This is a genomic window from Streptomyces sp. NPDC050560, assembly GCF_044457285.1.
Lineage (GTDB): Bacteria > Actinomycetota > Actinomycetes > Streptomycetales > Streptomycetaceae > Streptomyces.
The window spans coordinates 1-22,437 of record NZ_JBITGT010000001.1; the positions used below are offsets into that span (position 1 = coordinate 1).

General features: G+C 73.9%; 22 protein-coding genes. 16 read left to right on the forward strand and 6 right to left on the reverse strand.

What is annotated here, in order from left to right; all coding sequences use genetic code 11:
- Positions 1–147 precede the first annotated feature (147 nt).
- Positions 148–1,011 carry a bifunctional 5,10-methylenetetrahydrofolate dehydrogenase/5,10-methenyltetrahydrofolate cyclohydrolase gene (locus ACIBIW_RS00005; RefSeq protein ID WP_399330140.1) on the forward strand — a complete coding sequence of 288 codons (864 nt, stop codon included), beginning with the start codon at positions 148–150 and terminating at the stop codon, positions 1,009–1,011.
- A gap of 89 nt (positions 1,012–1,100) precedes the next feature.
- Entirely contained in the window at positions 1,101–2,456 is a 1,356-nt protein-coding gene (locus ACIBIW_RS00010) for a bifunctional folylpolyglutamate synthase/dihydrofolate synthase (RefSeq protein WP_399330142.1), read from the forward strand.
- 96 nt (positions 2,457–2,552) lie between these two features.
- Here ACIBIW_RS00010 and ACIBIW_RS00015 read toward each other — a convergent pair whose 3' ends face one another.
- From ACIBIW_RS00015 to ACIBIW_RS00035, 5 genes are all read right to left on the reverse strand, one after another.
- Positions 2,553–3,878, reverse strand: coding sequence for a cation:dicarboxylate symporter family transporter (locus ACIBIW_RS00015; protein ID WP_399330144.1), 1,326 nt, complete (start codon positions 3,876–3,878; stop codon positions 2,553–2,555).
- Between the two features lie 54 nt (positions 3,879–3,932).
- Positions 3,933–4,829, reverse strand: a complete 897-nt coding sequence (locus ACIBIW_RS00020; protein WP_399330146.1) for a hypothetical protein — start codon at positions 4,827–4,829, stop codon at positions 3,933–3,935.
- The gene (locus ACIBIW_RS00025) at positions 4,826–5,689 is read right to left on the reverse strand and encodes an amidohydrolase family protein (RefSeq protein WP_399330148.1); all 864 of its coding nucleotides are present in this window, start codon (positions 5,687–5,689) and stop codon (positions 4,826–4,828) included. Before ACIBIW_RS00025 ends, ACIBIW_RS00020 begins: the two co-directional genes overlap by 4 nt.
- Before the next feature lie 101 nt (positions 5,690–5,790).
- On the reverse strand, positions 5,791–6,474 hold the full coding sequence (gene ligK, locus ACIBIW_RS00030; RefSeq protein ID WP_399330150.1) for a 4-carboxy-4-hydroxy-2-oxoadipate aldolase/oxaloacetate decarboxylase: 684 nt from the start codon (positions 6,472–6,474) through the stop codon (positions 5,791–5,793).
- A gap of 17 nt (positions 6,475–6,491) precedes the next feature.
- Positions 6,492–7,520, reverse strand: coding sequence for an amidohydrolase family protein (locus ACIBIW_RS00035; protein ID WP_399330152.1), 1,029 nt, complete (start codon positions 7,518–7,520; stop codon positions 6,492–6,494).
- Between the two features lie 321 nt (positions 7,521–7,841).
- Between ACIBIW_RS00035 and ACIBIW_RS00040 the strand changes: the two genes are divergently transcribed.
- The 4 genes from ACIBIW_RS00040 to ACIBIW_RS00055 all read left to right on the forward strand — a co-directional run bounded on the left by ACIBIW_RS00040 (position 7,842) and on the right by ACIBIW_RS00055 (position 11,718).
- On the forward strand, positions 7,842–8,582 hold the full coding sequence (locus ACIBIW_RS00040) for a GntR family transcriptional regulator (RefSeq protein WP_399330154.1): 741 nt from the start codon (positions 7,842–7,844) through the stop codon (positions 8,580–8,582).
- Between the two features lie 216 nt (positions 8,583–8,798).
- Positions 8,799–9,401, forward strand: a complete 603-nt coding sequence (locus ACIBIW_RS00045; RefSeq protein ID WP_399330156.1) for a hypothetical protein — start codon at positions 8,799–8,801, stop codon at positions 9,399–9,401.
- Positions 9,402–10,300: 899 nt separating this feature from the next.
- Positions 10,301–10,741, forward strand: coding sequence for a MerR family transcriptional regulator (locus tag ACIBIW_RS00050; RefSeq protein WP_399330158.1), 441 nt, complete (start codon positions 10,301–10,303; stop codon positions 10,739–10,741).
- Positions 10,741–11,718 (forward strand): NAD-dependent epimerase/dehydratase family protein, encoded by a 978-nt coding sequence (locus ACIBIW_RS00055; protein ID WP_399330160.1) that lies wholly within the window; start codon positions 10,741–10,743, stop codon positions 11,716–11,718. Before ACIBIW_RS00050 ends, ACIBIW_RS00055 begins: the two co-directional genes overlap by 1 nt.
- 61 nt (positions 11,719–11,779) lie before the next feature.
- On the opposite strand, the gene ACIBIW_RS00060 is transcribed toward ACIBIW_RS00055, so the two are convergent.
- Positions 11,780–12,376 (reverse strand): cupin domain-containing protein, encoded by a 597-nt coding sequence (locus tag ACIBIW_RS00060; protein WP_399330162.1) that lies wholly within the window; start codon positions 12,374–12,376, stop codon positions 11,780–11,782.
- A 138-nt stretch (positions 12,377–12,514) separates the two neighbouring features.
- Here ACIBIW_RS00060 and ACIBIW_RS00065 point away from each other — a divergent pair, with 138 nt between their 5' ends.
- The 10 genes from ACIBIW_RS00065 (at position 12,515) to ssuE (ending at position 22,392) form a co-directional block, all read left to right on the forward strand.
- The gene (locus ACIBIW_RS00065) at positions 12,515–12,964 is read left to right on the forward strand and encodes an RrF2 family transcriptional regulator (protein ID WP_399330164.1); all 450 of its coding nucleotides are present in this window, start codon (positions 12,515–12,517) and stop codon (positions 12,962–12,964) included.
- Complete coding sequence (locus ACIBIW_RS00070; RefSeq protein WP_399330166.1) at positions 12,961–13,887, forward strand: DsbA family protein; 927 nt, start codon at positions 12,961–12,963, stop codon at positions 13,885–13,887. The genes ACIBIW_RS00065 and ACIBIW_RS00070 overlap by 4 nt, the downstream gene beginning before the upstream one ends.
- Positions 13,888–14,412: 525 nt before the next feature.
- Complete coding sequence (locus ACIBIW_RS00075) at positions 14,413–15,969, forward strand: ABC transporter substrate-binding protein (protein ID WP_399330168.1); 1,557 nt, start codon at positions 14,413–14,415, stop codon at positions 15,967–15,969.
- 130 nt (positions 15,970–16,099) lie between these two features.
- Positions 16,100–17,131, forward strand: a complete 1,032-nt coding sequence (locus tag ACIBIW_RS00080; protein WP_399330170.1) for an ABC transporter permease — start codon at positions 16,100–16,102, stop codon at positions 17,129–17,131.
- 2 nt (positions 17,132–17,133) lie between these two features.
- Positions 17,134–17,988, forward strand: a complete 855-nt coding sequence (locus tag ACIBIW_RS00085; protein WP_399330172.1) for an ABC transporter permease — start codon at positions 17,134–17,136, stop codon at positions 17,986–17,988.
- Complete coding sequence (locus ACIBIW_RS00090) at positions 17,985–18,857, forward strand: ABC transporter ATP-binding protein (RefSeq protein ID WP_399330174.1); 873 nt, start codon at positions 17,985–17,987, stop codon at positions 18,855–18,857. The genes ACIBIW_RS00085 and ACIBIW_RS00090 overlap by 4 nt, the downstream gene beginning before the upstream one ends.
- A complete protein-coding gene (locus tag ACIBIW_RS00095; protein ID WP_399330176.1) occupies positions 18,854–19,738 on the forward strand; it encodes an ABC transporter ATP-binding protein in 885 nt (294 codons plus the stop codon). Before ACIBIW_RS00090 ends, ACIBIW_RS00095 begins: the two co-directional genes overlap by 4 nt.
- Positions 19,739–19,782: 44 nt before the next feature.
- Positions 19,783–21,108, forward strand: coding sequence for an LLM class flavin-dependent oxidoreductase (locus ACIBIW_RS00100; protein ID WP_399330178.1), 1,326 nt, complete (start codon positions 19,783–19,785; stop codon positions 21,106–21,108).
- A gap of 72 nt (positions 21,109–21,180) precedes the next feature.
- The gene (locus ACIBIW_RS00105) at positions 21,181–21,945 is read left to right on the forward strand and encodes an alpha/beta hydrolase (RefSeq protein ID WP_399330180.1); all 765 of its coding nucleotides are present in this window, start codon (positions 21,181–21,183) and stop codon (positions 21,943–21,945) included.
- Positions 21,946–21,999: 54 nt separating this feature from the next.
- On the forward strand, positions 22,000–22,392 hold the full coding sequence (ssuE, locus tag ACIBIW_RS00110) for an NADPH-dependent FMN reductase (RefSeq protein WP_399330182.1): 393 nt from the start codon (positions 22,000–22,002) through the stop codon (positions 22,390–22,392).
- The last annotated feature ends 45 nt before the right edge of the window (positions 22,393–22,437 follow it).

Sequence of the window (22,437 nt, forward strand, 5' to 3'; positions counted from 1 at the left end):
CGACGTCGAACGCGCCGTCCTCTCCCGCGCCGTCCTCTGGCACGCCGAAGACCGCGTCATCCGCAACGGCAACCACACCATCGTCTTCACCTGACGACGGCCACACCGGCACACCAGGAACGCGCACCGGCAGAAAGCGGATCGCCCATGACCACCCTCATCAACGGCAGGAAGACCGCCGACCGCGTAAAGGCCGGGGTCGCCGAGCAGGTCGCCGCGCTCCGCGCGGTCGGTGAGCCGCCGGGTCTCGCCACGATCCTGGTGGGCAGCGACCCGGCGAGCGCCGTCTACGTGGCCGCCAAACGGCGCGCGGTGCGCCAGGCCGGCATGCGCGACCTGCACACCCACCTCCCCCAGGACACCACCCACGACCAGGTGGCCGCCGTCATCGACACACTGGCCGCCGACCCGGCCGCCTCCGGCATCCTGCTCCAACTCCCCCTCCCCGCACCGCTCGACGCCGCCCCGCTCATCGAGCGCATCCCGCTCGACAAGGACGTCGACGGCCTCACCACGGGCAGTACGGGCCTCCTGTCCCAGGGCGAGGACGGGCTAGTGCCGTGCACCCCGGGCGGCATCGTGGAACTGCTGGACGCGGAGGGCGTCGAGCTACGGGGTGCGCGGGTGGCCGTGGTCGGCTGGGGACAGCTCGTCGGCCGCCCCCTCACCTCCCTCCTGCTACACCGCGGGGCCACCGTCACCGTCGCCCACGCACACACCACCGACCTCGCCGCCGTGACACGCCCCGCCGACATCGTCGTCGTCGCCACCGGCGTCCCCGCACTCATCGGCCCCGAACACATCAGCCCCGGCACCACCGTCATCGACGTCGGCATCCACCGCACACCCCACGGCCTCACCGGAGACGTACGCGCCACCGAACTCCACGGCATCGCCGCCCGCATCACCCCCGTCCCCGGCGGCGTAGGACCCATGACCATCGCCATGCTCCTCACCAACACCCTCAAGGCCGCCATCCGCCAGGCCCGCCGGGAGCCCGTCCCCACCTGAGCGGGACGCCCGCCACCGGGGCGGCCATCGGGGGGCGGGCACATCCCGTCCGCCGGACGACACCCCCAGCCGCACGAGAGGCCCCGACCATGTCCACCGACCGGGACCAACCGCCCACCCACGCCGAGGCCGCCCTCGCGGCCGTGGAAGCCGAACTCGCGACCCGCTGGGGCGAGACACGCCTCGACCCTTCGCTGGTCAGAATGGCCGCCCTGGTACGGGAGTTGGGCGAGCCGCAGCGCGCGTACCCATCGATCCACCTCACGGGCACCAACGGCAAGACGTCCACCGCACGGATGGTGGAGGCGCTGCTCCTGGCGCACGGGCTGCGCACCGGCCGCTACACCTCCCCGCATCTGCGCTCGGTCACCGAGCGCATCGGCCTGGACGGCGCGCCCGTCTCCCCCGAGCTGTTCGCCCGCACCTACGAGCGGCTGCGCCCCCATGTCCTGGCGGTGGACGCGGCGCAGCGGCACCGGCTGTCGTTCTTCGAGGTCCTGACCGGCATGGCGTACGCCGCGTTCGCGCGGGCGCGGGTGGACGCCGCCGTGGTGGAGGTCGGCATGGGCGGGACCTGGGACGCCACCAACGTCCTCGACGGCACCGTCTCCGTCGTCACCCCCGTCTCCCTCGACCACACCGACCGGCTGGGCTCGACGCCCGGCGAGATCGCCGAGGAGAAGAAGGGGATCATCAAGCCGGGCGGCACCACCGTCCTGGCACGGCAGCCCGCCGACGCCGAACGCGTCCTGGTGCGCGCCGCGAGGGCACACTCCGCCGAACTCGCGTGCCAGGACAGAGAGTTCGCGCTCGTCTCGCGCAGGCCGGTGCCGGGCGGGCAGTCGCTGGAGCTGCGCGGCATCGGCGGCGCCTACCCCGGGGTGTTCCTGCCGCTCCACGGCCGCCACCAGGCGCAGAACGCGGCCGTCGCACTCGCCTCCGCTGAGGCGTTCCTCGGCGTCGGAACCGGGGGCGCGGGGCCACTGGACCCGCGGCTGGTGCGTACGGCGTTCGCGTCGGCCGCCTCCCCCGGGCGTCTTGAGACGGTGCGCGAGAACCCCACCGTCGTCGTGGACGCCGCCCACAACCCCGCGGGCGCCCTGGCCACGGCGGAGGCGGTCGCGGAGGTGTTCCCGCGGGGAGACGTGATCGGGGTGGTGGCCGTCAGCGCGGGCAAGGACGCACGGGCCATGCTGGAAGCGCTCGAACCCGCCCTGAGCCTGCTGGTCGTCACCGAGAACACCACCGAACGCGCCCTGCCCGCGGCCGAGTTGGCCAGTATCGCAATGGCCGTCTTCGGCCCCCACCGCCTACGCGTACACCCCCACCTCCCCGAGGCCCTGACCACCGCCCTGCGCCTCGCAGAGGAACACACGGCCGGCTGCCTGATAACGGGCTCGATCGCCACGGCGGGGGAGGCGAAGGGGGTGCTGGGGAGGGGGTGAACGGGGCGGCCTCCGGGGGGCATGGGGCGGCCGGGGTCCTCCCCTCGTGGACCCCGGCCGCTTGCGGTGGCGGCGGTTCGTGGCCGCCGCCTCCCCTCACGCCGCCTGCTGGTACCCGCTGTCGAGTTCCGCCTTCAGGCGGTCGCGGTCGATGGCCTTCTCCCACTTGCCCACGACCAGGGTGGCCACGCAGTTGCCCGCGATGTTCGTGAAGACGAACGCCGCCGAGAGGATGCTGTGGACGCCGAGGACCAGGGCGATGCTGCTGACCGGGATCGAGTGGGTGGAGCTGAGGGTGAGCGCCAGCACCGCGATCGCCGATCCGGAGACTCCGGCGCCGCCCTTCGAGGTGAGCAGCAGCACGACCAGGAGGGAGAGCTGGGCCGTCCAGCTCAGGTCGGCGCCGGTGGCCTGGCCGAGGAACACGCTCACCGCGGCGAAGTACAGACAGGTGCCGTCGTGGTTGAAGCTGTAGGCGGTGGGCAGCACGAGGCCCACCACAGGCTCGTCCACCCCGAGTCGCTTCAGCTTCGCCGTGAGCTGGGGGAACACGCTCTCCGACGAACTGGTGCCCAGGACCAGGACCAGTTCGGCTCGGAAGTAGCGCATCACCTTCAGCAGGCTGACGCCCGCGTACCGCGACACCGGCCACAGCACCAGGACGAAGAAGAGGACGACGATGAGGTAGAAGACGCCGATCAGCCGCCCCAGCGAGACCAGGGTGTGCAGGCCGTACTCGGAGACCGTGAAGCCGATCGCGCCGAACGCGGCCAGCGGGGCGATCCGCATCACCTTGCGGATGATCCAGAACAGTGACTGCTGCACCGTGCCGACGATGTCGAGCACCGGCTTGGCCTTCTCCCCGACCGAGGCGAGGCCGCAGGCGAACAGCACGGAGAAGACCAGGATCTGGAGGATGCTGCTCTCCGCGAACGCCTGCACCGCGGAGGTCGGCACGAGTCCGACCAGGAAGTCGTCGAAGCCCTCCGACTTGGCCGGCGCGGTGGCCGAGGAGTCGGCGTGCAGCGACGAGGGGTCGATGTGCATGCCGGAGCCCGGCTTGAGCACGTTGACCACGATCAGGGCGATGACCAGCGCGATCGTGGTGATGACCTCGAAGTACACCAGCGACCTGATGGCGATGCGGCCCACCTTGCCGAGGTCGCGCACGCTGGCGATGCCGTGCGTGACCGTGCAGAAGATGATGAGGCCGACGACCATCTGGATCAGATGGATGAAGATGTCCCCGAGGAACTGGGTGTGCTGTGCGACCGAGGGCACCAGGGAGCCCACGAGCACCCCGAGGGCGACTCCGACCAGCACCTGGAAGGCGAGGTCGAGGTAGAACGGCTTTCTTGGCTTGCTGTTCTGCGGGGGCGCGCCCGACTGTGCGGGGACGCCCGTGGAAGTGGTTTCGCTCATCGTTTCCGGTTTCTCCGTTGAATGGCCGGTGCCGACACGGTCTCCCGGGCCGGCTCAGTCCCCGTCGTGGCCGAGCAGGTCCTCCGCGGGGCCGAAGACCTCCGTCAGGTCGAGGCGTCGGGGCAGCAGCCCCTGGGCGACGCAGGCGTCGATGACGAACTCGACGGGCCCGCGAAGTTTTTCGAAGCCGAAGAGGGTGGGGCTCGGGTCTTCGGCGGGGCGTGCCACGGTGGCGTCGGCGCGCCGCAGCAGCGCGTACGCCTCGCGGACCGCGTCCGGCTTGTCGCGGCACGTCCTGTGGCTCGCCGCCACCATGTGGTTGATGGGCATGAACCCGTGGCGCCGCCACCACTGCCGGTCCCTGGCCTCCGCGTCGGGGATGACGCGGGTGAACTCGTCGCCGCCCGGCAGGTCGTTGCCGAGGATGGCGGCGTCGGCGCGTCCCTCGCGCAGCAGGTCGGGCAGGCTTGACGTGCCGACGGTGTGCTCGACGAAGCCGGGGTCGCGGTACTCGGCGACGTGGGCGCCGTCGCGGGTGTTCCAGTGGATGCTCTCGGCGGCGAGTCCGTAGTCCTCCGCAAGGTGGGCGCGTACCCACATGCCGGTGGTCTGGGTGAACGCGCGTACCGCGATCCGCTTCCCGGCCAGTTCCTCCGGTGCGACGGGGCGCGCGGTGGGTGCGATGAGGCAGCCGCGCTGGAAGCGCGAGGCCACCACGGCGGGCAGCAGCACCACGGGGCGGCCGTAGGCGATGGCCTGGAGCGCGGTGACGATGGCCAGCTCGCTGATGTCGTAGGCGCTCTCGCGGACCATGGGGGCGAACGCGCGGTGGATGGGCGCGACCTCGTGGAAGTCGAAGCGCGCCTTGGTGCCGCTGACGGCGCCGCTCTTCAGGGGCGCGGTGTGCGGGTAGTCGGCCAGCGCGGTGCGCAGGGTGACGGGGGTGGTCATGACGCGCTCCCGTCGGCCGCAAGCGAGGGGTAGAAGGCGGCGGCCGTGCCCCCGAAGACCATGTCCTGGTCGGCCTCGGACAGGCTCGCGGTCTTCTCCCGCGCCTCCGCGAGGATGCCGGCGGGGGTGCCCTCGGCGGCGGGGAAGTTGGAGCCCCAGGCGATGCGTCCCGCGCCGTACGCGGCGACGAGGTCGGCGAGGAACTGGGGGGTGGTCGAGGCGCCCTTCTCGGAGGCCGCGAGGGCGCGGTGGGTGAGCTTGAGATGGACGCCGGGGAAGGACGCGAGGTCGAAGAGGTCGTGGGCGAGCCGGTAGGGGCGGCCGTCGGAGAGGTCGGGGCGCGCGCAGTGGTCGAGCAGCACCCGGACGCCGGGGAAGCGCCGCAGCAGTTCGCGCAGGGCGGGCAGCCCCTGGATCGTCATCTGGAGGCAGACGGGTATGTCGTGCTCCTCGGCGTAGGCCCAGGCGGGGAAGGAGTCCTCGTGGCCGAGCCAGTCGGCCTGCCCCGGCATGGTGGTGCCGGTGGTGAAGAGCCGGAAGCCGGACAGGCCCTGGTCCTGCCAGTGCCGGATGCGGTCGACGGCGTCGGGGGCCATGGCGTCGAGGGAGTACACGCCGGTCAGCCGGTCCGGGTGGGCGCGTACGGCCTCGACGACGTAGCGGCTGTCGTGGCCGTAGACGGTGGACGCCTGCACCACCACCGCCCGGTCGATCCCGGCGTCGTCGAGCGCCCGTACGAGGCCGTCGATGTCGACGGGGTGGAGCTGCGACCAGGTGGACTGCTTGCCGCCGATGGGGTCGACGGGATATCGCTCGGTGTCGGTCGCGATGACATGTGTATGCGTATCTACGATGCGCACCTGAACCTCCTTGGGAAACGCGGGGCCACGGCGTGCGCCGCCGTGGTACGTCGTGTTCTGTGCGCCCTCCGCGGGGCGCCTCCGCGGGCCGCGGTGGGGCCTCAGTCCTCGTATCTGAGGCCGGCCGCGGCGAGCTTCTCGCGCATTCCGTACAGGTCAAGGCCGAGTTCACCGGCGGCGAACCGGCCGCGCTTCTCCTCCTCGGCGTCCTCGCGGCTGCGCGCCTGCGCGGCGACCTCGGCGGTGTGCGCTGCCGGTACGACGACCACGCCGTCGCTGTCCGCGACGACGACGTCGCCGGGGTGGACGAGGGCGTTGGCGCAGACGACCGGGACGTTGACGGAGCCGACGGTGGCCTTGACGGTCCCCTTGGCGTTGACCGCGCGGCTGAAGACGGGGAAGTCCATCTCCCTGAGCGCGTCGACGTCGCGGCAGCCGCCGTCGATGACGAGTCCCGTGCCGCCGCGTGCCCGTACCGAGGTGGCGAGGAGTTCCCCGAAGAAGCCGTCCTCGGACTCGGTGGTGCAGGCGGCGACCAGTACGTCGCCCGGTTCGAGCTGCTCGGCGGCGACGTGCAGCATCCAGTTGTCGCCCGGCTGGAGCAGCACGGTCACGGCGGTGCCGCAGAGCGCGGCGCCCTGGTAGACGGGCCTGATGTAGGGGCGCAGCAGCCCGGTGCGGCCCTGGGCCTCGTGGAGGGTGGCGACACCGAAGGCGGACAGCGCCTCGACGTCGGCGCGCGGCGGCCTGGCGACGGAGCGGTGGACGACTCCTAGCTCGTACACGGGGGTGTCCCTTCGGGTCAGCGGCCCTGGCCGTGCAGCACGGCGTTCAGGCGGGGGTAGACGGCGCGGGCGTTGAGTTCCTCGACGGCGGCCAGGTCGGCGGCGGACAGGCCCGCCTTCTCCACGTAGCGGCGGGTGTCGTCGAAGTGGTGCCCGGTGCCCGGGTCGACGGAGCGGACGGCGCCGATCGCCTCGGAGGCGAAGAGGACGTTACGTATCGGAAGAACATCCAGCAAGAGGTTGATACCGGGCTGATGGTAGACACATGTGTCAAAGAACACATTGCGCAGGACGTGCTCTTCCAGGTCCGGCTTCCCGAGGGCCATGGCGAGGCCCCGGAAGCGGCCCCAGTGGTACGGGACGGCTCCGCCGCCGTGCGGGATGACCAGGCGGAGGGTGGGGAAGTCGGTGAAGAGGTCGCCCTGGACGAGCTGCATGAACGCGGTGGTGTCGGCGCCGAGGTAGTGCGCGCCCGTGGTGTGGAAGGCGGCGTTGACGCTGGTGCTCACGTGCACCATGGCCGGGACGTCGTACTCGACGAGCTTCTCGTAGAGGGGGTACCAGGAGCGGTCGGTCAGGGGCGGGGCCGTCCAGTGGCCGCCGGAGGGGTCCGGGTTCAGGTTGACGGCGACGGCGCCCAGCTCCTCGACGCATCTGGTCAGCTCGGGCACGCAGGTGGCGGGGTCGACGCCGGGCGACTGGGGCAGCATCGCGGCGGTCGCGAAGCGCCCGGGGTAGAGGGTGCTCACCCGGTGGCAGAGGTCGTTGCAGACCTCGGCCCAGCGCGCGGAGGTCTCGAAGCCGCCGATGTGGTGCGCCATGAAGGACGCGCGGGGGGAGAAGACCGTGAGGTCGATGCCGCGGTCGTCCATCATGCGCAGTTGGTTCGTCTCGACGCTCTCGCGCAGTTCGTCGTCGCCGATGTGCAGTTCCGCGGCCGTGGGGGCCGCGGCGGAGGGGTCGGCGAGCGCGGCGACCTGACGGTCCCGCCAGGCGCCGAGGGCGTCCGGCGCGGTGGTGAAGTGACCGTGACAGTCGATGATCATGTCTCTCCTTGCCAGATTCGCGTGCCGCCCGGCGGTCCCGTCGCCGTGTGACGTGGGGGCGCCGCGTCCCCGCCCTCCGCCCGGCCGGGGCGGGAGCCGTCGTCGGGGCGCCCGGTCGGCGCCGTCCCCGCCGCCGTGGCCCTCGGCCCGTGGCCCCGGTACGGGTCACGGCCTCCGCGGCGGTGCGCGTGCCGGTCTCGGCACAAGCCGCAACCTAACCGTCAACGCGCTTGTTGACAATGTAATCGAGGAAATAGTTTTCGTGCTGGTCGACGGTGGATGCGGGGGGTTATAGACTTCCCCGGACCCAGCGGAGTCGGGATGGCAGAGGCGGTACAGGTGCAGGACAGGCGAGTGACAGGGCAGGAGGGAAAGCGGCTGGTGGGGGAGGGCATCCGGCGGTCGCTGACGTCGGGGGACCTGGTCCCGGGACAGCGCCTCGTCGAGCAGGAGCTCGCCGACACCTACCTCGCCACCCGCAGCGCGGTCCGCGAGGCGCTACAGGACCTCGCGGCCGAGGGCCTGGTCGATCTGGTGCCGCGCCGGGGCGCCCGGGTGCGGGTCGTCTCCGTCGAGGAGGCCATCCTGATCACCGAGTGCCGTGCCTCCCTGGAGGCGCTGTGCGCCCGCCGGGCCGCCGAGTGCGCCACGCAGCGGCAGCGGGAGAGCCTGCTGGCGATCGGCGCCGAGATGCGGGACGCGGTGGCCACCCACGACCTCGACCAGTACTCGGCGCTGAACCGCAGGCTGCACGACCTCGTGGCGGAGGCGAGCGGCCAGACGGTGGCGCAGAAGCTGCTTGAGCGTCTGAACGGCCAGATGGTCAGGTACCAGTTCCGCCTGGCCCTGCGGCCGGGGCGGCCCGCGCAGTCGCTCCCCCAGCACCTCGCCATCATCGACGCGGTCGTCGGCGGCGACCCGGCCGCCGCCGAGTCCGCGGTCCGCGCCCATATCAACAACGTCATCGAGCAGTTGCAGGCCACCCCCGCCGTGGGCGCCCCCCAGGCCCCCGGCCTCGCGAGCGCCGCACCGGCCGCCGCCCGGCCCGCGTCACTGCGGTAGTCAGGTACGGCACTCCGCCTCCGGCACCCGGGCGCTCCCACCGCGGTGCGTGTGCGGACGAAAGCGATCCGTACCCGGCGAAAGGGCCGATCCGGCCCCGCGGAGGGGCCCGGTGCGCGATCCTCGGACGTGCGGGCACGCGGCGAACGCCCCTGGCAGCGGCGGGCGTTGCGGCACACGGACGTCCGCGGCCGGACCGAGGGAGGGCGGGGACCGATGGAGCCGTTCGGCGGCGAGTGGTGGTACAGCGAGGACCTGGGCGAGGCGCACCGCGGCAGACCGCGGCCGCTGCTCCCCGACGGGGCCGAGCCGAAGCCGGTGTACTACGACCTCGGCAGCGGCGCCTACATGCCGAGCCGTGACGACTGGTGGATCTACGACGGCGGCGCGGGGGCGCCGCGGGCGCACGCGCTGCGTGCCGCCTGCGCCTGCGGCTGGGCGGGGACGGGGCGCCTGGTCCTGGACTGGGACCGGGTCGACGACCCGCGCGACGACGTCGACCTCGGCGCGTTACGCGGCGAGTGGGACCGCCATCTCGCGGACGTGGAGGCACGCACGGTGCCGCTGCCCGCCGCCCTGCACGGCCAGATCGCGGAGATGGCCGCGGTGCTTGAGCGCCTGGCCGAGGACGCCCCGCTGGCCGCGGTCAGGGCCGCGGCCCTGCTGGACCGCCGTATCCGCGACGCCACCAGGCTGGCCGCGCTGAACGCGGTCCCCGACGACGACGCCGAGTCCTCCTGGGAGCGGATCGCCATCGCGCTCGGCACCACGAGACACGAGGCGCGCTCCCTGGTGACGGGCCGCCTCCTCAACCGCTGAACGCCCCACCGCGGGCATCCCCCGCGGGCACCCCGGCCATGGCGCGCCGTCGGCGGCACCGGGGCCGGGAGCCAGAGGCCAGAGGCCGGGGGCCGGAAGGCGGGGAGCCGGAACGGCCGCGTGCGCCTGGCCCCGGCGCCCCGTGCGCCCCGTGCGCCCCGCGGCCGGTGTCACCGTGCGATCCGCCGTGGCGAAGCCGTCCAGGTTGTCCCCCTGGAGTACGTGTCCCGCGGCGGGCACCACGCGGACGTCGCTGCCCGTGGCGTGGAGTTCGGTGAGGTTCTCGCGGGAGCGCTCGCCGCTGATGTAGGTCTTGTCGCCCTCGAACGCGGTCAGTTGGTGGCGGAACGTCGCCGGGCGGTCGGCCAGCAGCGAGACCGCGGTGCGGTGCAGGCCGCGGGCGGACCGGCGGCGTACGGTGCGGGCGAACTGCGCCGCGTTGCCGTCCGACACGGCGCCCGCCGACAGCAGCGACCCGACGAGGGCCTGGTGTCCGGTGGCGGCGGACTCCGCCTCGCTCCAGCCCGTGATCCGCGAGGAGAGGGAGCCGACCCCGGGGTCGAGGTTCGGCTCGGCCACCACCAGGCGCCCCACGAGATCGGGCCGCCCGGCCGCGAGGCTGATCGCGACCGCGCCGCCGAGCGAGTGGCCGACGAGTTCGACGAGCAACTGCCGTGCCCCGCCGACGAGTACGGGGGGTGCGGCGACCCGCGCGAAATCGCGGTGTCCTCTCCTCCTGGGGAAGCGTGGGGCCCATCGTCGCGGAGGCAGACGGTACGGGCGCGGGCGGGGGCAGCGGCGGGAGCGGCGCGGCGGAGGCGGGCGTGGGGCGGCCGGCGCGTGGGGACACCGCCCTGCGGGTTTGCCCTCAAGCGCTTGAGGTGTGTGACGCTGCGCCCATGACAGCGTTCACCATCCAGGATGCGTCGCGGCGTACCGGGCTGAGCGAGCCCACGCTGCGCTACTACGAGGACGTCGGCCTCGTCGGGCCGATCCACCGGGACGAGAGCAGCGGGCACCGGCGCTACGGCTCCGGGGACCTCGACGTGCTGGAGGCGCTGGCCTGCCTCCGGGCCGCCGGGGTGGGCATCGAGGACATGCGGACGTACCAGGCCAACAGGGCCAGGGGGCGGGCGGCGGCGGGCGAGCAGCGGGACCTGCTGCTGCGGCACGCCGAGCGGGTCGAGGCGGAGATCGCGGCGCGCCGGGCACGCCTCGGCTACCTGCGGGAGAAGGCGGCGCTGTGGGACGCGCGCGAGCGCGGGGACAGCGCGGCGGAGGACGAGGCGGTGCGGCGGCTCGTCGGCATCGTCGACGAGCTGCGTCCTGAGGTGGCGTGATGGGACCCGTCCTGGTCACCGGGGGCTCCGGATATCTGGGCACCCATGTGGTCGCCGCGCTGCTGCGGTCCGGCCGCCCGGTGCGCACCACCGTCCGCTCGCCGGCGCAGGAGGGCGAGGTGCGTGCGGCGGTGCGGCGCGGCGGCGCCGACGACGCCGGGCTCGCCGTCGTCACCGCGGACCTGCTGGCCGACGGGGGCTGGGACGCGGCCGTCGCGGGCTGCGCGGAGGTGCACCATGTCGCCTCGCCGATCCCCGCCGTCCAGCCGGACGACCCCGACGAGCTGATCGTGCCCGCCCGCGAGGGCACCCTGCGGGTGCTGCGCGCGGCGCGCGGCGCGGGTGCCCGCAGGGTGGTGCTGACCTCGTCGTTCGCCGCGGTGGGTTACTCGCCGAAGCCGGGCTCGGAGTTCACCGAGGACGACTGGACCGACCCCGACACCCCGGGCCTCGCCCCGTATCCGCGCTCCAAGGCGATCGCGGAGCGCGCCGCGTGGGACCTCATGGGGCGCGGGGGCGGCGGCACCGAGCTGGTCGTGGTCAATCCGACCGGGATCTTCGGGCCGACGCTGACGACCCGTGCCGGGTCCTCGATGCAGTTGGTCGCGGCGATGCTGGACGGCCGGATGGGGGTCGCGCCGCGGGCCCGCTTCGGTGTCGCCGACGTACGGGACGTGGCAGAGCTGCATCTGCACGCGATGGCCGCGCCCGAGGCGGCGGGGAAGCGGTTCCTCGCCGTCTCCGACGACCCGGCGATGAGCTTCGTGGAGCTGGCCGGCATCCTGCGGCGGCGGCTCGGCGCGCTCGCCGCGCGGGTGCCGTCCGAGGAGGCGCCGGGCGACGGGCCGCCGCGCCCTGTCATCCACAACGACCGCGCCCGCGACCTGCTCGGCTGGCGCCCGCGCCCCGCGGAGACCACCGTCGTCGAGTCGGCGGAGAGCCTGCGCGACCTGGGGCTCCTCGCCCCCGCGCCGTGAACGGGCCGTACCCGGGCCGGGCCCCGCACCGGCCGTCCGCACCACGCCCGCGCGGCCGCCGTCACCCGTCGCCCGCCCCCTCCACGCGCAGCGCGTAGAGGCCCGGCAGGTTGACCACGATCGCCTCCTGGGTGCTGCGGGCGATCACCACCACCGCCTCCTCCGCGGGGTCGGGATTCTCCTCGCGGTGGGGCACGTAGGGCGGTACGAAGACGTAGTCGCCCGGGGCGGTGCGCAGCCGCACCTCCTCGGGCTCGCCGCCGGACTCGTCCACGAAGACGAACTCCGGGTGGCCGCTGACCACATGGATCGCGGTCTCGGACGCACCGTGGTGGTGGTCGGACGAGGAGGTGGCGGGGGCGACGTGGGTCTGGCCCATCCAGAGCTTCTCCGAGCCGACCGTCCGCCCGCTCACCGCAGCGAACCTGCGCATGCCGCCGGTCTGCGCGGTGTCGCCGTCGAGGCCGTCGGCGCGCACATGGTGCAGCCGGGCGCGCAGCGGTGTCGTGGCGTGTCCAGGGGACTCATGGAGGTGGGGGTGGAAGCCCTCGCCCGCGACCGTGTCCCGGGGCCCCGCGGGCGTGTTCGCTTCGGAGGGTGTGTACGGGGTGTGGGCCGTGGCGCGCCCCGCGCCGGGGGCCGTTGGCGGCTCGCTCATGCCCGGAAGCTACGGCTGCGGCAGAAAGGATGTCAAGAGGTATCCATTGGCGTTCACCTGCGGCAACGTTCCCGCAATGAATCCACCGCGGGGCCGAAGCCCCGCCCGGCGCCGCGGTGTTCGTGCATGATGGCGGGCATGCAGATCTCCGCCAAGGCGGACTACGCCGTCCGGGCCCTGCTCGAACTGGCGCGTGCGCCCGCCCGTCCGCTCACCTGCGAGGCGATCGCCTCCTCGCAGGAGATTCCGTTCCGGTTCCTGAAGTCCGTGGTCGGCGAGTTGCGCAGGGCGGGGCTCGTGCGCAGCCAGCGCGGCTGCGAGGGCGGCTACTGGCTCGGCAGGCCCGCAGCCGAGATCACCCTGCTCGACGTGGTGCTCGCGGTCGACGGCGAGGTGCTGTCGCTGCGCGGCGAGCCGCTGGCCGGCCTCGGCTATCCGGGGCCCGCCGGGGGGCTGCCCGGGGTGTGGCGGCGTATCGAGGCGGACGCGAAGGACGTACTCGGCGCGCTCACCCTGGCCGCGCTGCTGCCCGCCGCGGCCACCGGCCCCGCGGGCGCGCAGCCCCGTACCAGGATCGGCGCGGTGTGAGCGCCGGGCCCGCGGCCGCCGGTGCCGAGCCCGCACCGGGCCTGGAGGTGGTCGAGTACACGGACCCGCTGTGCCCGTGGGCGTGGGGCTCGGAGCCGGTCTTCCGGCGGCTGCGCGCCGCGCTCGGCGAACGGGTGCGGTGGCGGCGGGTGTTCTCCATCCTGTTTGACGTCGGCGACGACCCCGCGCCCGACCCCGCCGCGGAAACCGCCTGGTACGCGGGGCACTTGGCGGAGATCAGCGGTCACACCCACGCGCCACGGCCGTACCGGCTCGACCGGGTGGCCGCACAGTCCTGGTCGGCGTCGCTGGTCGCCGCCGCCGCGGAACTCCAGGGCGCCCCGGTCGCCGAGGGGGTGCTGCGCAGGCTGCGCGAGGGCGTCTTCGTGCGCGGTGTGCCCGCCGACACACCCGCGCTCGCCCTCGCCGCCGCACGGGGTGTGCCCGGACTCGACGCCGCGCGGCTCGCCGCCGACGCGGCCTCGGCCGCCGTACGGGAGCGGGTGCGGGCGGACCACGCGGAGGCGCGGCGCCCTGTGCCCGAGGTGCTGTCGGTGCCGGGCGGCTCCCCGCACCCCGGGGCGGCGAAGGAGACACCGGACGGCGAACTCCGCTATGCGCTCCCGACGTTGCTGTTCCGCGCCCCCGACGGCCGCCACCGCGCGGTGCCCGGCCGGCGGCCCTACGGCGCGTACGCGGACGCCGCCGAGCGCCTGGCCCCCGGACTGCTCAGGGAGCCCGCGCCGCTCTCCCCCGCCGCCGCGCTCGCCCGCCACCGCACCCTGACGGACCCGGAGCGCGCGGTGCTCACCGAGGGGCCCTGGCCGCCGCCGGGGGCGGTGCGGGTGGACACCGCGGGCGGGCCGCTGTGGCTGCACCCCGCGGAGGCCGCAGTGCATCCGGCGACCGCGCCCCTCCCCTGAGCTGCGACGTCCCGTCCCGCCCAATGAGACACCAAGTGGTGTCCATTGACAGTCGCGGAGGGCCGCGGCAAAGATGTGCTCCATGCTCACGACACACCCCGGTGTGGTGTGCCGCTATGTGGACCTGCGGCGCACCTGTAGCGCCCTCTGTCGCTGATCGCCGCCCCCGGCCCACGGGCGCCGCGCTGACGCCGCCCGGCCGTACGCCGCTTCCCTGAACGCGCCCCGCGTTCCCCCGCGCGCTCCTCGCCACCCCGCCCGGCCGTGCCCCCGCACGCCCCGGCGCACCCCCGCCGACGCCCTCCGCTCGACGCCACGTCCGGATACCACCGAGCCACCTCCCCTCCAACACGCCCTTTTCCAGGGACCGTTGGCCACTCCTCCGCCCTCAGCCGGCCGCCGCCGCCCGGCTCTCCCGGCACGCGCCCCGCCCTGTCCCGAGGGCGTCCGCCCGCCTCCCGCCGCACTCCCCCGCGCCCGGTACGCGCCCCCACCCCGGTGTGCCCCGTCACAGAGAGAGATGAGATGTCCGCACGAGTCACGCTCCGCCGCGCCAGGCCGGACGTCCCCCGGACCCGCAGGGCCGCCGTCCTCGCCACCGCCTTCGTCGCCCTGCTCGCCCCCGCCCTGAGCGCGTGCGGCGGCGACGGCACCGCGTCGGCAGGAGGCGCGACCCTGAAGTGGGCCTCCTCCTACTTCCCCGCCCACTGGGACCCCGTGGTCGGCGGCAGCGGCGCCCAGTTCCGCGAACTCTCCATGGTCTACGCGTCGTTGACCCGCACCGACGAGAAGGGCGACGCGGTGCCCGACCTCGCGAGGAGCTGGGAGTACAACGCGAAGGGCGACACCATCACCTTCCACCTGCGCCCCGGGCTGAAGTTCAGCGACGGCGAGCCCGTCGACGCGCGCGCCGTGCGGGCCGCCGTGGAACGGGCCAAGAAGCAGAAGAACTCCGCACTCTTCGGCGACCTCACCTCCATCAGGTCGGTGGACGCCAGGGGCCTCGACGCCGTCGTCCACCTCACCCAGGTCGACTACCAGATACCGCAGTTGCTCGGCGAGCGGGTCCTCCAGATCGCCTCGCCCAAGGCCGCGAAGGACCCCGCGAAGCTGGACCGTGCGCCCGTCGGCGCGGGCCCGTTCGTCGTCCGGCAGCTCGTGCCCGGCACCAAGGCCGTGCTGAAGAAGAACCCCGCCTACTGGGACGCGAAGAACATCCACATCGACGACGTGGAGCTGACCTCCGCCCCCGACGCCTCCACCGTCGTCTCCGGACTTCAGACCGGGGTCTACAACTTCGCCGACATCGAGCCGAGCCAGGCCGACGCCGCGAAGAAGGCCGGGCTCGACGTCTTCGTGCAGCCCGGGTTCAACGCCTCCAACATCAGCCTCAACGTCAACAAGGCCCCGTTCAAGGACGACCGGGTCGTCGACGCGGTCCGCCACGCCGTCGACCGGAAGGAGTTCGTGGACAAGCTCACCTTCGGCTACGGCAGCGCCACCGACCAGCCCTTCCCCAAGGGCTACGTGGCGTACGACCCGGAGTCCGAGGACGCCTACCCGTACGACCCCGCGGAGTCCAGGAAGCTGCTCGCCAGGGCCGGCTACCGTCCTGGGGCGCTCAAGCTCGACCTGGTCATCCCCGCCGAGGACCCCGCGGCCGAGATCGTCAGGTCCCAACTGGCGAAGGTCGGCATCAAGGTCACCATCAAGATCGACAAGAACTGGGCCACCCCGTTCTTCGCGAAGGACCTCGCCTTCTCGCTGTACTCCACCACGGGGCGCGACTCCGCGCTCCAGACCCTCACCGCGCACTTCGGTCCCGACGGCCCGCTCAACCTCAGCTCCCCCTACGAGCCGGACGGCTTCGAGGCCGCCGTCGCCAAGGTGCGCAGGACCCCGCTCGACGCGCCCGACTACCCCACGGTGCTGCGCGCCGCCACCCGCGCGGGGCTGAAGAGCAGGGCGCTGGTGTTCACCTTCTCCTCGCCGAACCTGACGGCGAAGAGCACGTCGGTCTCCAGCCTGCCGAAGAACCCCGCCCACATCGACTGGACGGGCGTGACCGTCAACGGCGGCTGAGACAGCGGCGGTTCGGCCACACAGCCCACTCGTGACACACCGCCGCGCCCCCACACACCGCCTCACACACCGCCTCACACACCCACCCCACACCCACCACCAGAGACCACGCACACAGAGAGGGGAACCCATGACGACGACCGCGCTTCCCGTCGCGCCCGCGCGGCGCCGGGGCGGTGCCGCGGCCAGGGCCCGGCACACGCTGGGGCGTGTCCTGGCCACCCTCGCCCGATCGGTGGCCATCTTCGTCCCGGTCTTCCTGGTCGCGACCTTCGTGACGTTCGCGCTGCGGTCGCTGAGCGGACTGAGCCCGGCGCGCATCCAGTTGGGCGAGGACGCCACCCCCGCGGCCATCCACCGGGTCGAGGCGCAGTGGGGGCTCGACAAACCCTTCCTGGCGCAGTACTGGGACTGGTTCACCGGCGTGCTGCACGGGCAGTTGGGCGCGAGCTGGGTCAACGGCGCCGACATCTCCCAGCTCATCGGCCTCGGTCTCGGAGTCAGCCTCTCGGTCGCCACGTTCGCGCTGCTCATCGGGGTCGTCGCCGGATTCGGCCTCGGGACCGTCGCGGCGCTGCGCCCGGCCTCCCCGCTCGACCGGGCCGTGACCGCCTTCGTCACCGTGATCTCGGTGATGCCCGCGTTCGTCGTCGGCATCGTGCTGGTGTCGGTGTTCGCGGTCGGACTCGGTCTCTTCCCCTCGGCGGGCTACACACCCCTGGCGCAGGGCGGCCCGGGCCCGTGGCTCGCGCACATCACCCTGCCCGCGCTCGCGCTGAGCCTCGACGTCGTGGCCGACGTGGCGCGGCAACTGCGCGGCAGCCTCGTCGCGGCGTACCGCGAGAACTATGTGACCGGCGCGGTGGTGCGGGGCCTCGGCCCCCGGCGGATCTTCTTCCGCCATGTGCTGCCCGGCGGGCTGGGCACCGCGCTCGCCACGCTCGGGCTGAAGTTCCCCGCGCTGGTGGGCGCCTCCGTCGTCACCGAGTGGATCTTCGGGTTGCAGGGCTTCGGGCGGTTCGCCAACGACTCGGCGCAGGCCGGGGACGTGCCCGCGGTGCAGGGGGTGCTCGTGGTGTCGATCGCGCTGGTCGTCGCCTTCAACCTGGTCGTCAACCTGGTGCTGGCGCGGCTGGCACCGGCCTCTCAGCGGGGGGTGTGAACATGGTCCGCCGTCTGCTCGGGCTGACCTCGGGACGTGTCGCCGTGGGTATTCTCGTCGTGGTCGCGCTGCTGGCGCTTCTTGGGCCCTGGCTGGCCCCGCAGGACCCGCTCGCGAACAGCCGCGACACCCTCGCCGCCGCCTCGGGCGAGCACTGGCTCGGCACCGACTACCTGGGCCGCGACGTGTTCAGCCGGCTCCTCGACGGCTCCCGGGTCAGCGTGCTCGGCGCCCTCGAAGTCGCCGTCACCGCACTGGTGGTGGGCGCGGTGCCCGGCATTCTGTCGGTGTATCTGGGGCGGGCCTTCGAGTGGGTCACCCTGCGGCTCGCCGACACCCTGGTGGCGCTGCCCTTCCTGCTGTTCGCGGTGGCCGTGATCGCGCTGCTCGGCAACGGCATCACCCAGGCCATGCTGGTCACGGGGGTGCTGGTGTCCCCGCTCTTCTACCGGGTGTCGCGGGCCGCGACGCTCGCGGTGGCCCGCTCGCCCTACGTGGAGGCCGCCCTCGTGGCCGGTGCCTCGGTCGGCTGGGTGGTACGCCGGCATGTGTGGGCGAAGGTGCTGCCACCGGTCGCGGTGGCGTTCGCGCAGACCATCGGCACCGGCTTCGTCATCGTGGCGAGCCTGACGTTCCTCGGTATCGGGGTGCAGCCGCCCGCGCCCACCTGGGGCGGGCTGCTCGCCTCCGACCTCGGCTACCTCAGCCACCAGCCGTGGGCACCGCTCGCCCCCGCACTGCTGATCATGGTCACCGTGTGGGCGGGCAACCTGCTCGCCGACGCCGTACGCGACGTCTCGGGTCACACCGGCCGCGCCCCCGCGGGCAAGCGGGCCGCCGCCGGAGGTGCCCGATGAGCGCGCCGTCCCACCACACCGTGCCCGCGACGGCACCCGCCGCCGACGCGGCCCCCGAGCCGGTGCTCGCACTGCGCGGCGTCCACCTCACCGACCGGGGCACGGGGCGGGAGATCGTGCGCGGGGTCGGCTTCGCACTGCGCCCGGGGCGCGCCGTCGGCATCGTCGGCGAGTCGGGCAGCGGCAAGACCCTCACCTGCCGTGCCGCGCTCGGCATCCTGCCGCCCGGCATCGAGGTGTCGGCGGGCTCCGTGACCCTCGCGGGCACCGACATCGCGACACTGACCGCGCGCCAGTGGACCGCGCTGCGCGGCGCCACCATCAGCGCCGTCTTCCAGGACCCGGCGTCCTACCTCAACCCCGCGCTGCGGGTGGGCACGCAGATCGCCGAGGTGGTCAGGGTCAAGCAGGGCCTCGGCAGGCGCGCGGCGCGCAGGAGGGCGGTGGAGCTGCTGGACTCGGTGCGGCTCGCCGACCCCGAACTGGTCTACGGGCAGTACCCGTTCGAGCTGTCCGGCGGGATGCTGCAACGGGTGCTGATCGCCGCCGCGATCTCCGCGGAGCCGCGCGTGGTCATCGCCGACGAGGCCACCACCGCCCTCGACGTCACCGTGCAGGCAGAGATCCTCGACCTGCTGACGGAGCTGCGCGAACGCACCGGGCTCGCGCTCGTCGTCGTCTCCCACGACCTCGCCGTCGTCGCCCAGCTCTGCGACGAGGTCGTGGTCCTCAGGCACGGCGAGGTGGTCGAGCAGGGCCCCACCCGCACCGTGCTGCGCCACCCGCGCCACGCGTACACCCGCCTCCTGATCGCCGAGCACGAGCGCTACGGCCTGGAGAGGTTCCGCACCGCAGAGGAGACCCCGTGACCGGCGACCCGACCACCGCCCCCGGCGCCCGTACCGGCGCCGCACAGGCCGACGCGGCCGGGCGGCCCGTGCTGTCCGTCGAGGAGCTGCGGGTGCGCTACGGGCGCGGCCGCAGGCGGCGCACCGTGCTCGCCGGGGTGTCGCTCGACGTCGCGCCTGGCGAGACCGTGGGCCTCGTCGGCGAGACGGGCTCCGGCAAGTCCACGCTCGCACGCACCGTGCTCGGCCTCGTCAAACCCTGCGGGGGCGCGGTGCGGATCGCGGGCGAGGACGTCACCGGGTACGGCGCCCGGCAGTGGCGCGCGCTGCGCCGCCGCGGCACCGTCCAGTACGTCTTCCAGGACCCGCTGCGCAGCCTCGACCCCGACCACACCCTCGCCGACTCGCTGGCAGAACCGCTGCTGGTACGGGGCGTGGCGCGGGAGGCGGCCAGGGAGCGTGCGACGGCGCTGCTCGACCGGGTCGGGCTGCCCGCGCGGCTGCTCGACCGGCCGCCCGGCGCGGTCTCCGGGGGCCAGCGCCAGCGCGTCGCGGTGGCCAGGGCGCTGATCGCCGACCCCGCGCTCGTCATCCTGGACGAGCCGGTCAGCGCCCTCGACTCGGCCAACCGCGTCCACATCCTGGAGCTGCTGCGGGAGTTGCGCGCCGCGGGCACCGCGCTCGTGTTCATCTCGCACGACCTCGGCTCGGTCGCGGGCACCGCCGACCGGGTCGCGGTGCTCTACCGTGGCGCGCTCGTCGAGGACGCCGCCGCCCGCGACATCGTGAACCGCCCGCGACACCCCTATACCCGGCTGCTCGTCAGCTCCGCGCCCACCCTGCGCTCGGGCCCCGCCGACCGCGCGGAACGCGAGGCCCTGCGCGCCCTGCTGCACACCTGACCCCGGCCGCGACCCACCGCGAAGCACCCCAGGAGGCACCGCCCATGTCCCGCAGAATCCACCTCGCACTGCACCCGTACGGTGTCGGCGGCCCCGGCCAGCACGGGCTGTGGAAGGACCCGCGCGTCGCGAAGGACGCCAGCATCGACATCGACTACTACATCCACCAGGCGAAGGCCGCAGAACACGCCCTGTTCGACGCGCTGTTCATCGTGGACAGCCAGTTCATCAACGCCACCTACCCGGCGCACTACCTCAACCGCCTCGAACCGCTGACCCTGCTGTCGGCGGTCGCCACCCACACCCGGCACGTCGGCCTCGTGGGCACGGCGAGCAGCACCTACAACTCGCCGTTCAACCTGGCCCGCAGGCTCGCCTCGCTCGACCACATCAGCGGCGGGCGCGCCGGGTGGAACGTGGTCACCAGCTTCGACAGCGGCGTGGCACGCAACTTCGGCCTCGACGACCACCTCGACTACGGCACCCGCTACGGGCGCGCCCTGGAGTTCGTGGAGGTGGCGCGGGGGCTGTGGGACTCGTACGAGGACGACGCGTTCCCCGCGGACGTGGCCCGCGGGGTCTTCCTCGACCCGGCGAAACTGCACGCGCTCGACCATGTCGGCGAGCACTTCAGGGTGGCGGGGCCGCTGAACATCTCCCGCTCCCCGCAGGGCCAGCCGGTGATCTTCCAGGCGGGGGTGTCGGAGGAGGGGCGCGACCTCGCGGCCCGGGTCGCGGAGGGCATCTACGCGCCGGGCGGCCCGCTCGATCAGGCGCGCGAGTACTACGCGGACATCAAGCGGCGCACCGCGGCGTACGGCCGCGACCCCGACCACATCAAGGTGTTCGTCCACGGCGCCCCGGTGGTCGCGGCGACCGACGTGGCGGCGCGCCGCAGGGAGCGGGAGATCTTCGACGAGGACAACGACTTCGACCGCAACCTGGCGCTTCTCGGACGCTCCTTCGGCGCCCACGACTTCTCCGTCCACGACCTCGACGCGCCCTTCCCCGACGTGGCGCACCTCGCCGAGCGGGGCGGCAGGACCGGCGCCGCGAAGATCATCGACCGGGCCAGGGAACAGGACTTGACGCTGCGTCAGGTCGTGGACTCCATGGGCACGTTCCGCAGGTCGCCGTTTGTCGGGGCGCCTGAGACGGTCGCGGATGCGATCGAGGAGTGGTTCGCTGCGGGCGCCTTCGACGGCATCAACCTCGCCTTCCGCACCACCGAGGAGCTGGACCTGTTCGTGGACGGGGTGGTGCCGCTGCTCCAGAAGCGCGGCCTGTTCCGCACCGAGTACGCCTCCGACACCCTGCGCGGCAACCTCGGCCTGCCCGTCCCCGCCAACCGCCACACCCGCGCCGCGTGAGCGCCGGGGCGGCCGCCGCGCGGGACGCCGCCCCGGTGCGCCCGGCCGACGACGAACCCGCAGGAGCCTGACATGAGCGAGTACACCGACCACCACGCCCCCACCGGGCTGCGCACCCGCGGCACCGTCGTGGTGGTGCCGGGCCGCGGCGAGACCCGGGCGACGTACGCCCGCTTCGGCCGCAGGCTGGCCGCCGACGCCTACCGGGTGCGGGTGCTCGACGCCCCCGCCACGGGCACGGCGGGCCCGGGCGCGGCGTGGGCCGCGCGGCTCGGCGCCGACGTCGACGCCGCCGTCGCGGGCACCGCGGGCCAGGACGGCGTGGCGCGCCCCGTGGTGCTGGTGGGCGCCGACACCGGGGCCGCGGCGCTCGCCGCCCTCCTCGACGGCGCCGCGCCGGGGCCGCGCGCCGATGCCGCCGTCCTCGCCGGGCTCCCCGGGCGGCGCGCCGCGCCCGGTGGCACCTGGGAGGAGGAGTTGGACGTGCGCACCTCCTGCCCGACCCACCGCGGCGCCCTCAGCGACGACGCGCGGGTACGGCGCGGCGCGCTGGCGGAGCCGGTGGACGGGGCGCTGCTCGCGGCCGCGTACGGGGCGCGGCTCGTGGTACCGACGCTGCTGCTGGTCGGCGGCGCCGACCCGCTGGCCGACCGCGACGCGCTCGCCGACACCGCCAAGTCCCTTGCCAGGGCCCGGCTCTCGGTGGTGCCCGAGGCCCACCACGATGTGCTGAACGACCTTCAGCACCGGTCGGTGGCCGCCGAGGTCGTCGGCTTCCTCGAAGCCCTCCGCGGCGGCCTGGTGCCCGCGGTCAGGGTGGAGTCGAGCGCCTGGTGACCCCCCGGCGCCCCCGTACGCACTCCGCCGCACCCGTCTTCGGAAGGTCCTGACATGGCCGCCATCCTGTCCGTCTCCGGAAGCCCCTCCGCCACCTCCCGCACCGCGCGGCTGCTGCGCCACCTCGACGACCGGCTGCGCGGCCTGGGCCATGAGGTGAGCGTGCTCGACGTGCGCGCGCTGCCCGCGCAGGCGCTGCTCGGCGCCGACTTCGACCATCCGGCGATCGTCTCGGCGGCGCGGCGGTTCGCCGCGGCCGACGGGGTGGTGGTCGGCACACCGGTGTACAAGGCCGCCTACTCGGGGCTGCTCAAGTCGCTGCTCGACCTGCTGCCGCAGTACGCGCTGGCCGACAAGACGGTGCTGCCGCTCGCCACCGGCGGCAGCACCGCGCACATCCTCGCCATCGACTACGCGCCTAGGTCGTGTCTTCAAAAGCCCGTCTGATCGGGGCGGCCCGGCACGCACGCTCGCGGCGTTGTCGTCAGTCGC

Bases quoted from the DNA above. Each gene is read 5' to 3' on its own strand.
- ACIBIW_RS00055 (WP_399330160.1), top strand. From the start codon at position 10,741: ATGGGACCCGTCCTGGTCACCGGGGGCTCCGGATATCTGGGCACCCAT.
- ACIBIW_RS00080 (WP_399330170.1), top strand. From the start codon at position 16,100: ATGACGACGACCGCGCTTCCCGTCGCGCCCGCGCGGCGCCGGGGCGGT.
- ACIBIW_RS00045 (WP_399330156.1), top strand. From the start codon at position 8,799: ATGGAGCCGTTCGGCGGCGAGTGGTGGTACAGCGAGGACCTGGGCGAG.
- ACIBIW_RS00090 (WP_399330174.1), top strand. From the start codon at position 17,985: ATGAGCGCGCCGTCCCACCACACCGTGCCCGCGACGGCACCCGCCGCC.
- ACIBIW_RS00020 (WP_399330146.1), bottom strand. From the start codon at position 4,829: ATGACCACCCCCGTCACCCTGCGCACCGCGCTGGCCGACTACCCGCAC.
- ACIBIW_RS00105 (WP_399330180.1), top strand. From the start codon at position 21,181: ATGAGCGAGTACACCGACCACCACGCCCCCACCGGGCTGCGCACCCGC.
- ACIBIW_RS00060 (WP_399330162.1), bottom strand. From the start codon at position 12,376: ATGAGCGAGCCGCCAACGGCCCCCGGCGCGGGGCGCGCCACGGCCCAC.
- ACIBIW_RS00035 (WP_399330152.1), bottom strand. From the start codon at position 7,520: ATGATCATCGACTGTCACGGTCACTTCACCACCGCGCCGGACGCCCTC.
- ssuE (WP_399330182.1), top strand. From the start codon at position 22,000: ATGGCCGCCATCCTGTCCGTCTCCGGAAGCCCCTCCGCCACCTCCCGC.
- ACIBIW_RS00100 (WP_399330178.1), top strand. From the start codon at position 19,783: ATGTCCCGCAGAATCCACCTCGCACTGCACCCGTACGGTGTCGGCGGC.
- ACIBIW_RS00075 (WP_399330168.1), top strand. From the start codon at position 14,413: ATGTCCGCACGAGTCACGCTCCGCCGCGCCAGGCCGGACGTCCCCCGG.
- ACIBIW_RS00005 (WP_399330140.1), top strand. From the start codon at position 148: ATGACCACCCTCATCAACGGCAGGAAGACCGCCGACCGCGTAAAGGCC.
- ACIBIW_RS00065 (WP_399330164.1), top strand. From the start codon at position 12,515: ATGCAGATCTCCGCCAAGGCGGACTACGCCGTCCGGGCCCTGCTCGAA.
- ACIBIW_RS00040 (WP_399330154.1), top strand. From the start codon at position 7,842: ATGGCAGAGGCGGTACAGGTGCAGGACAGGCGAGTGACAGGGCAGGAG.
- ACIBIW_RS00010 (WP_399330142.1), top strand. From the start codon at position 1,101: ATGTCCACCGACCGGGACCAACCGCCCACCCACGCCGAGGCCGCCCTC.
- ACIBIW_RS00085 (WP_399330172.1), top strand. From the start codon at position 17,134: ATGGTCCGCCGTCTGCTCGGGCTGACCTCGGGACGTGTCGCCGTGGGT.
- ACIBIW_RS00015 (WP_399330144.1), bottom strand. From the start codon at position 3,878: ATGAGCGAAACCACTTCCACGGGCGTCCCCGCACAGTCGGGCGCGCCC.
- ACIBIW_RS00050 (WP_399330158.1), top strand. From the start codon at position 10,301: ATGACAGCGTTCACCATCCAGGATGCGTCGCGGCGTACCGGGCTGAGC.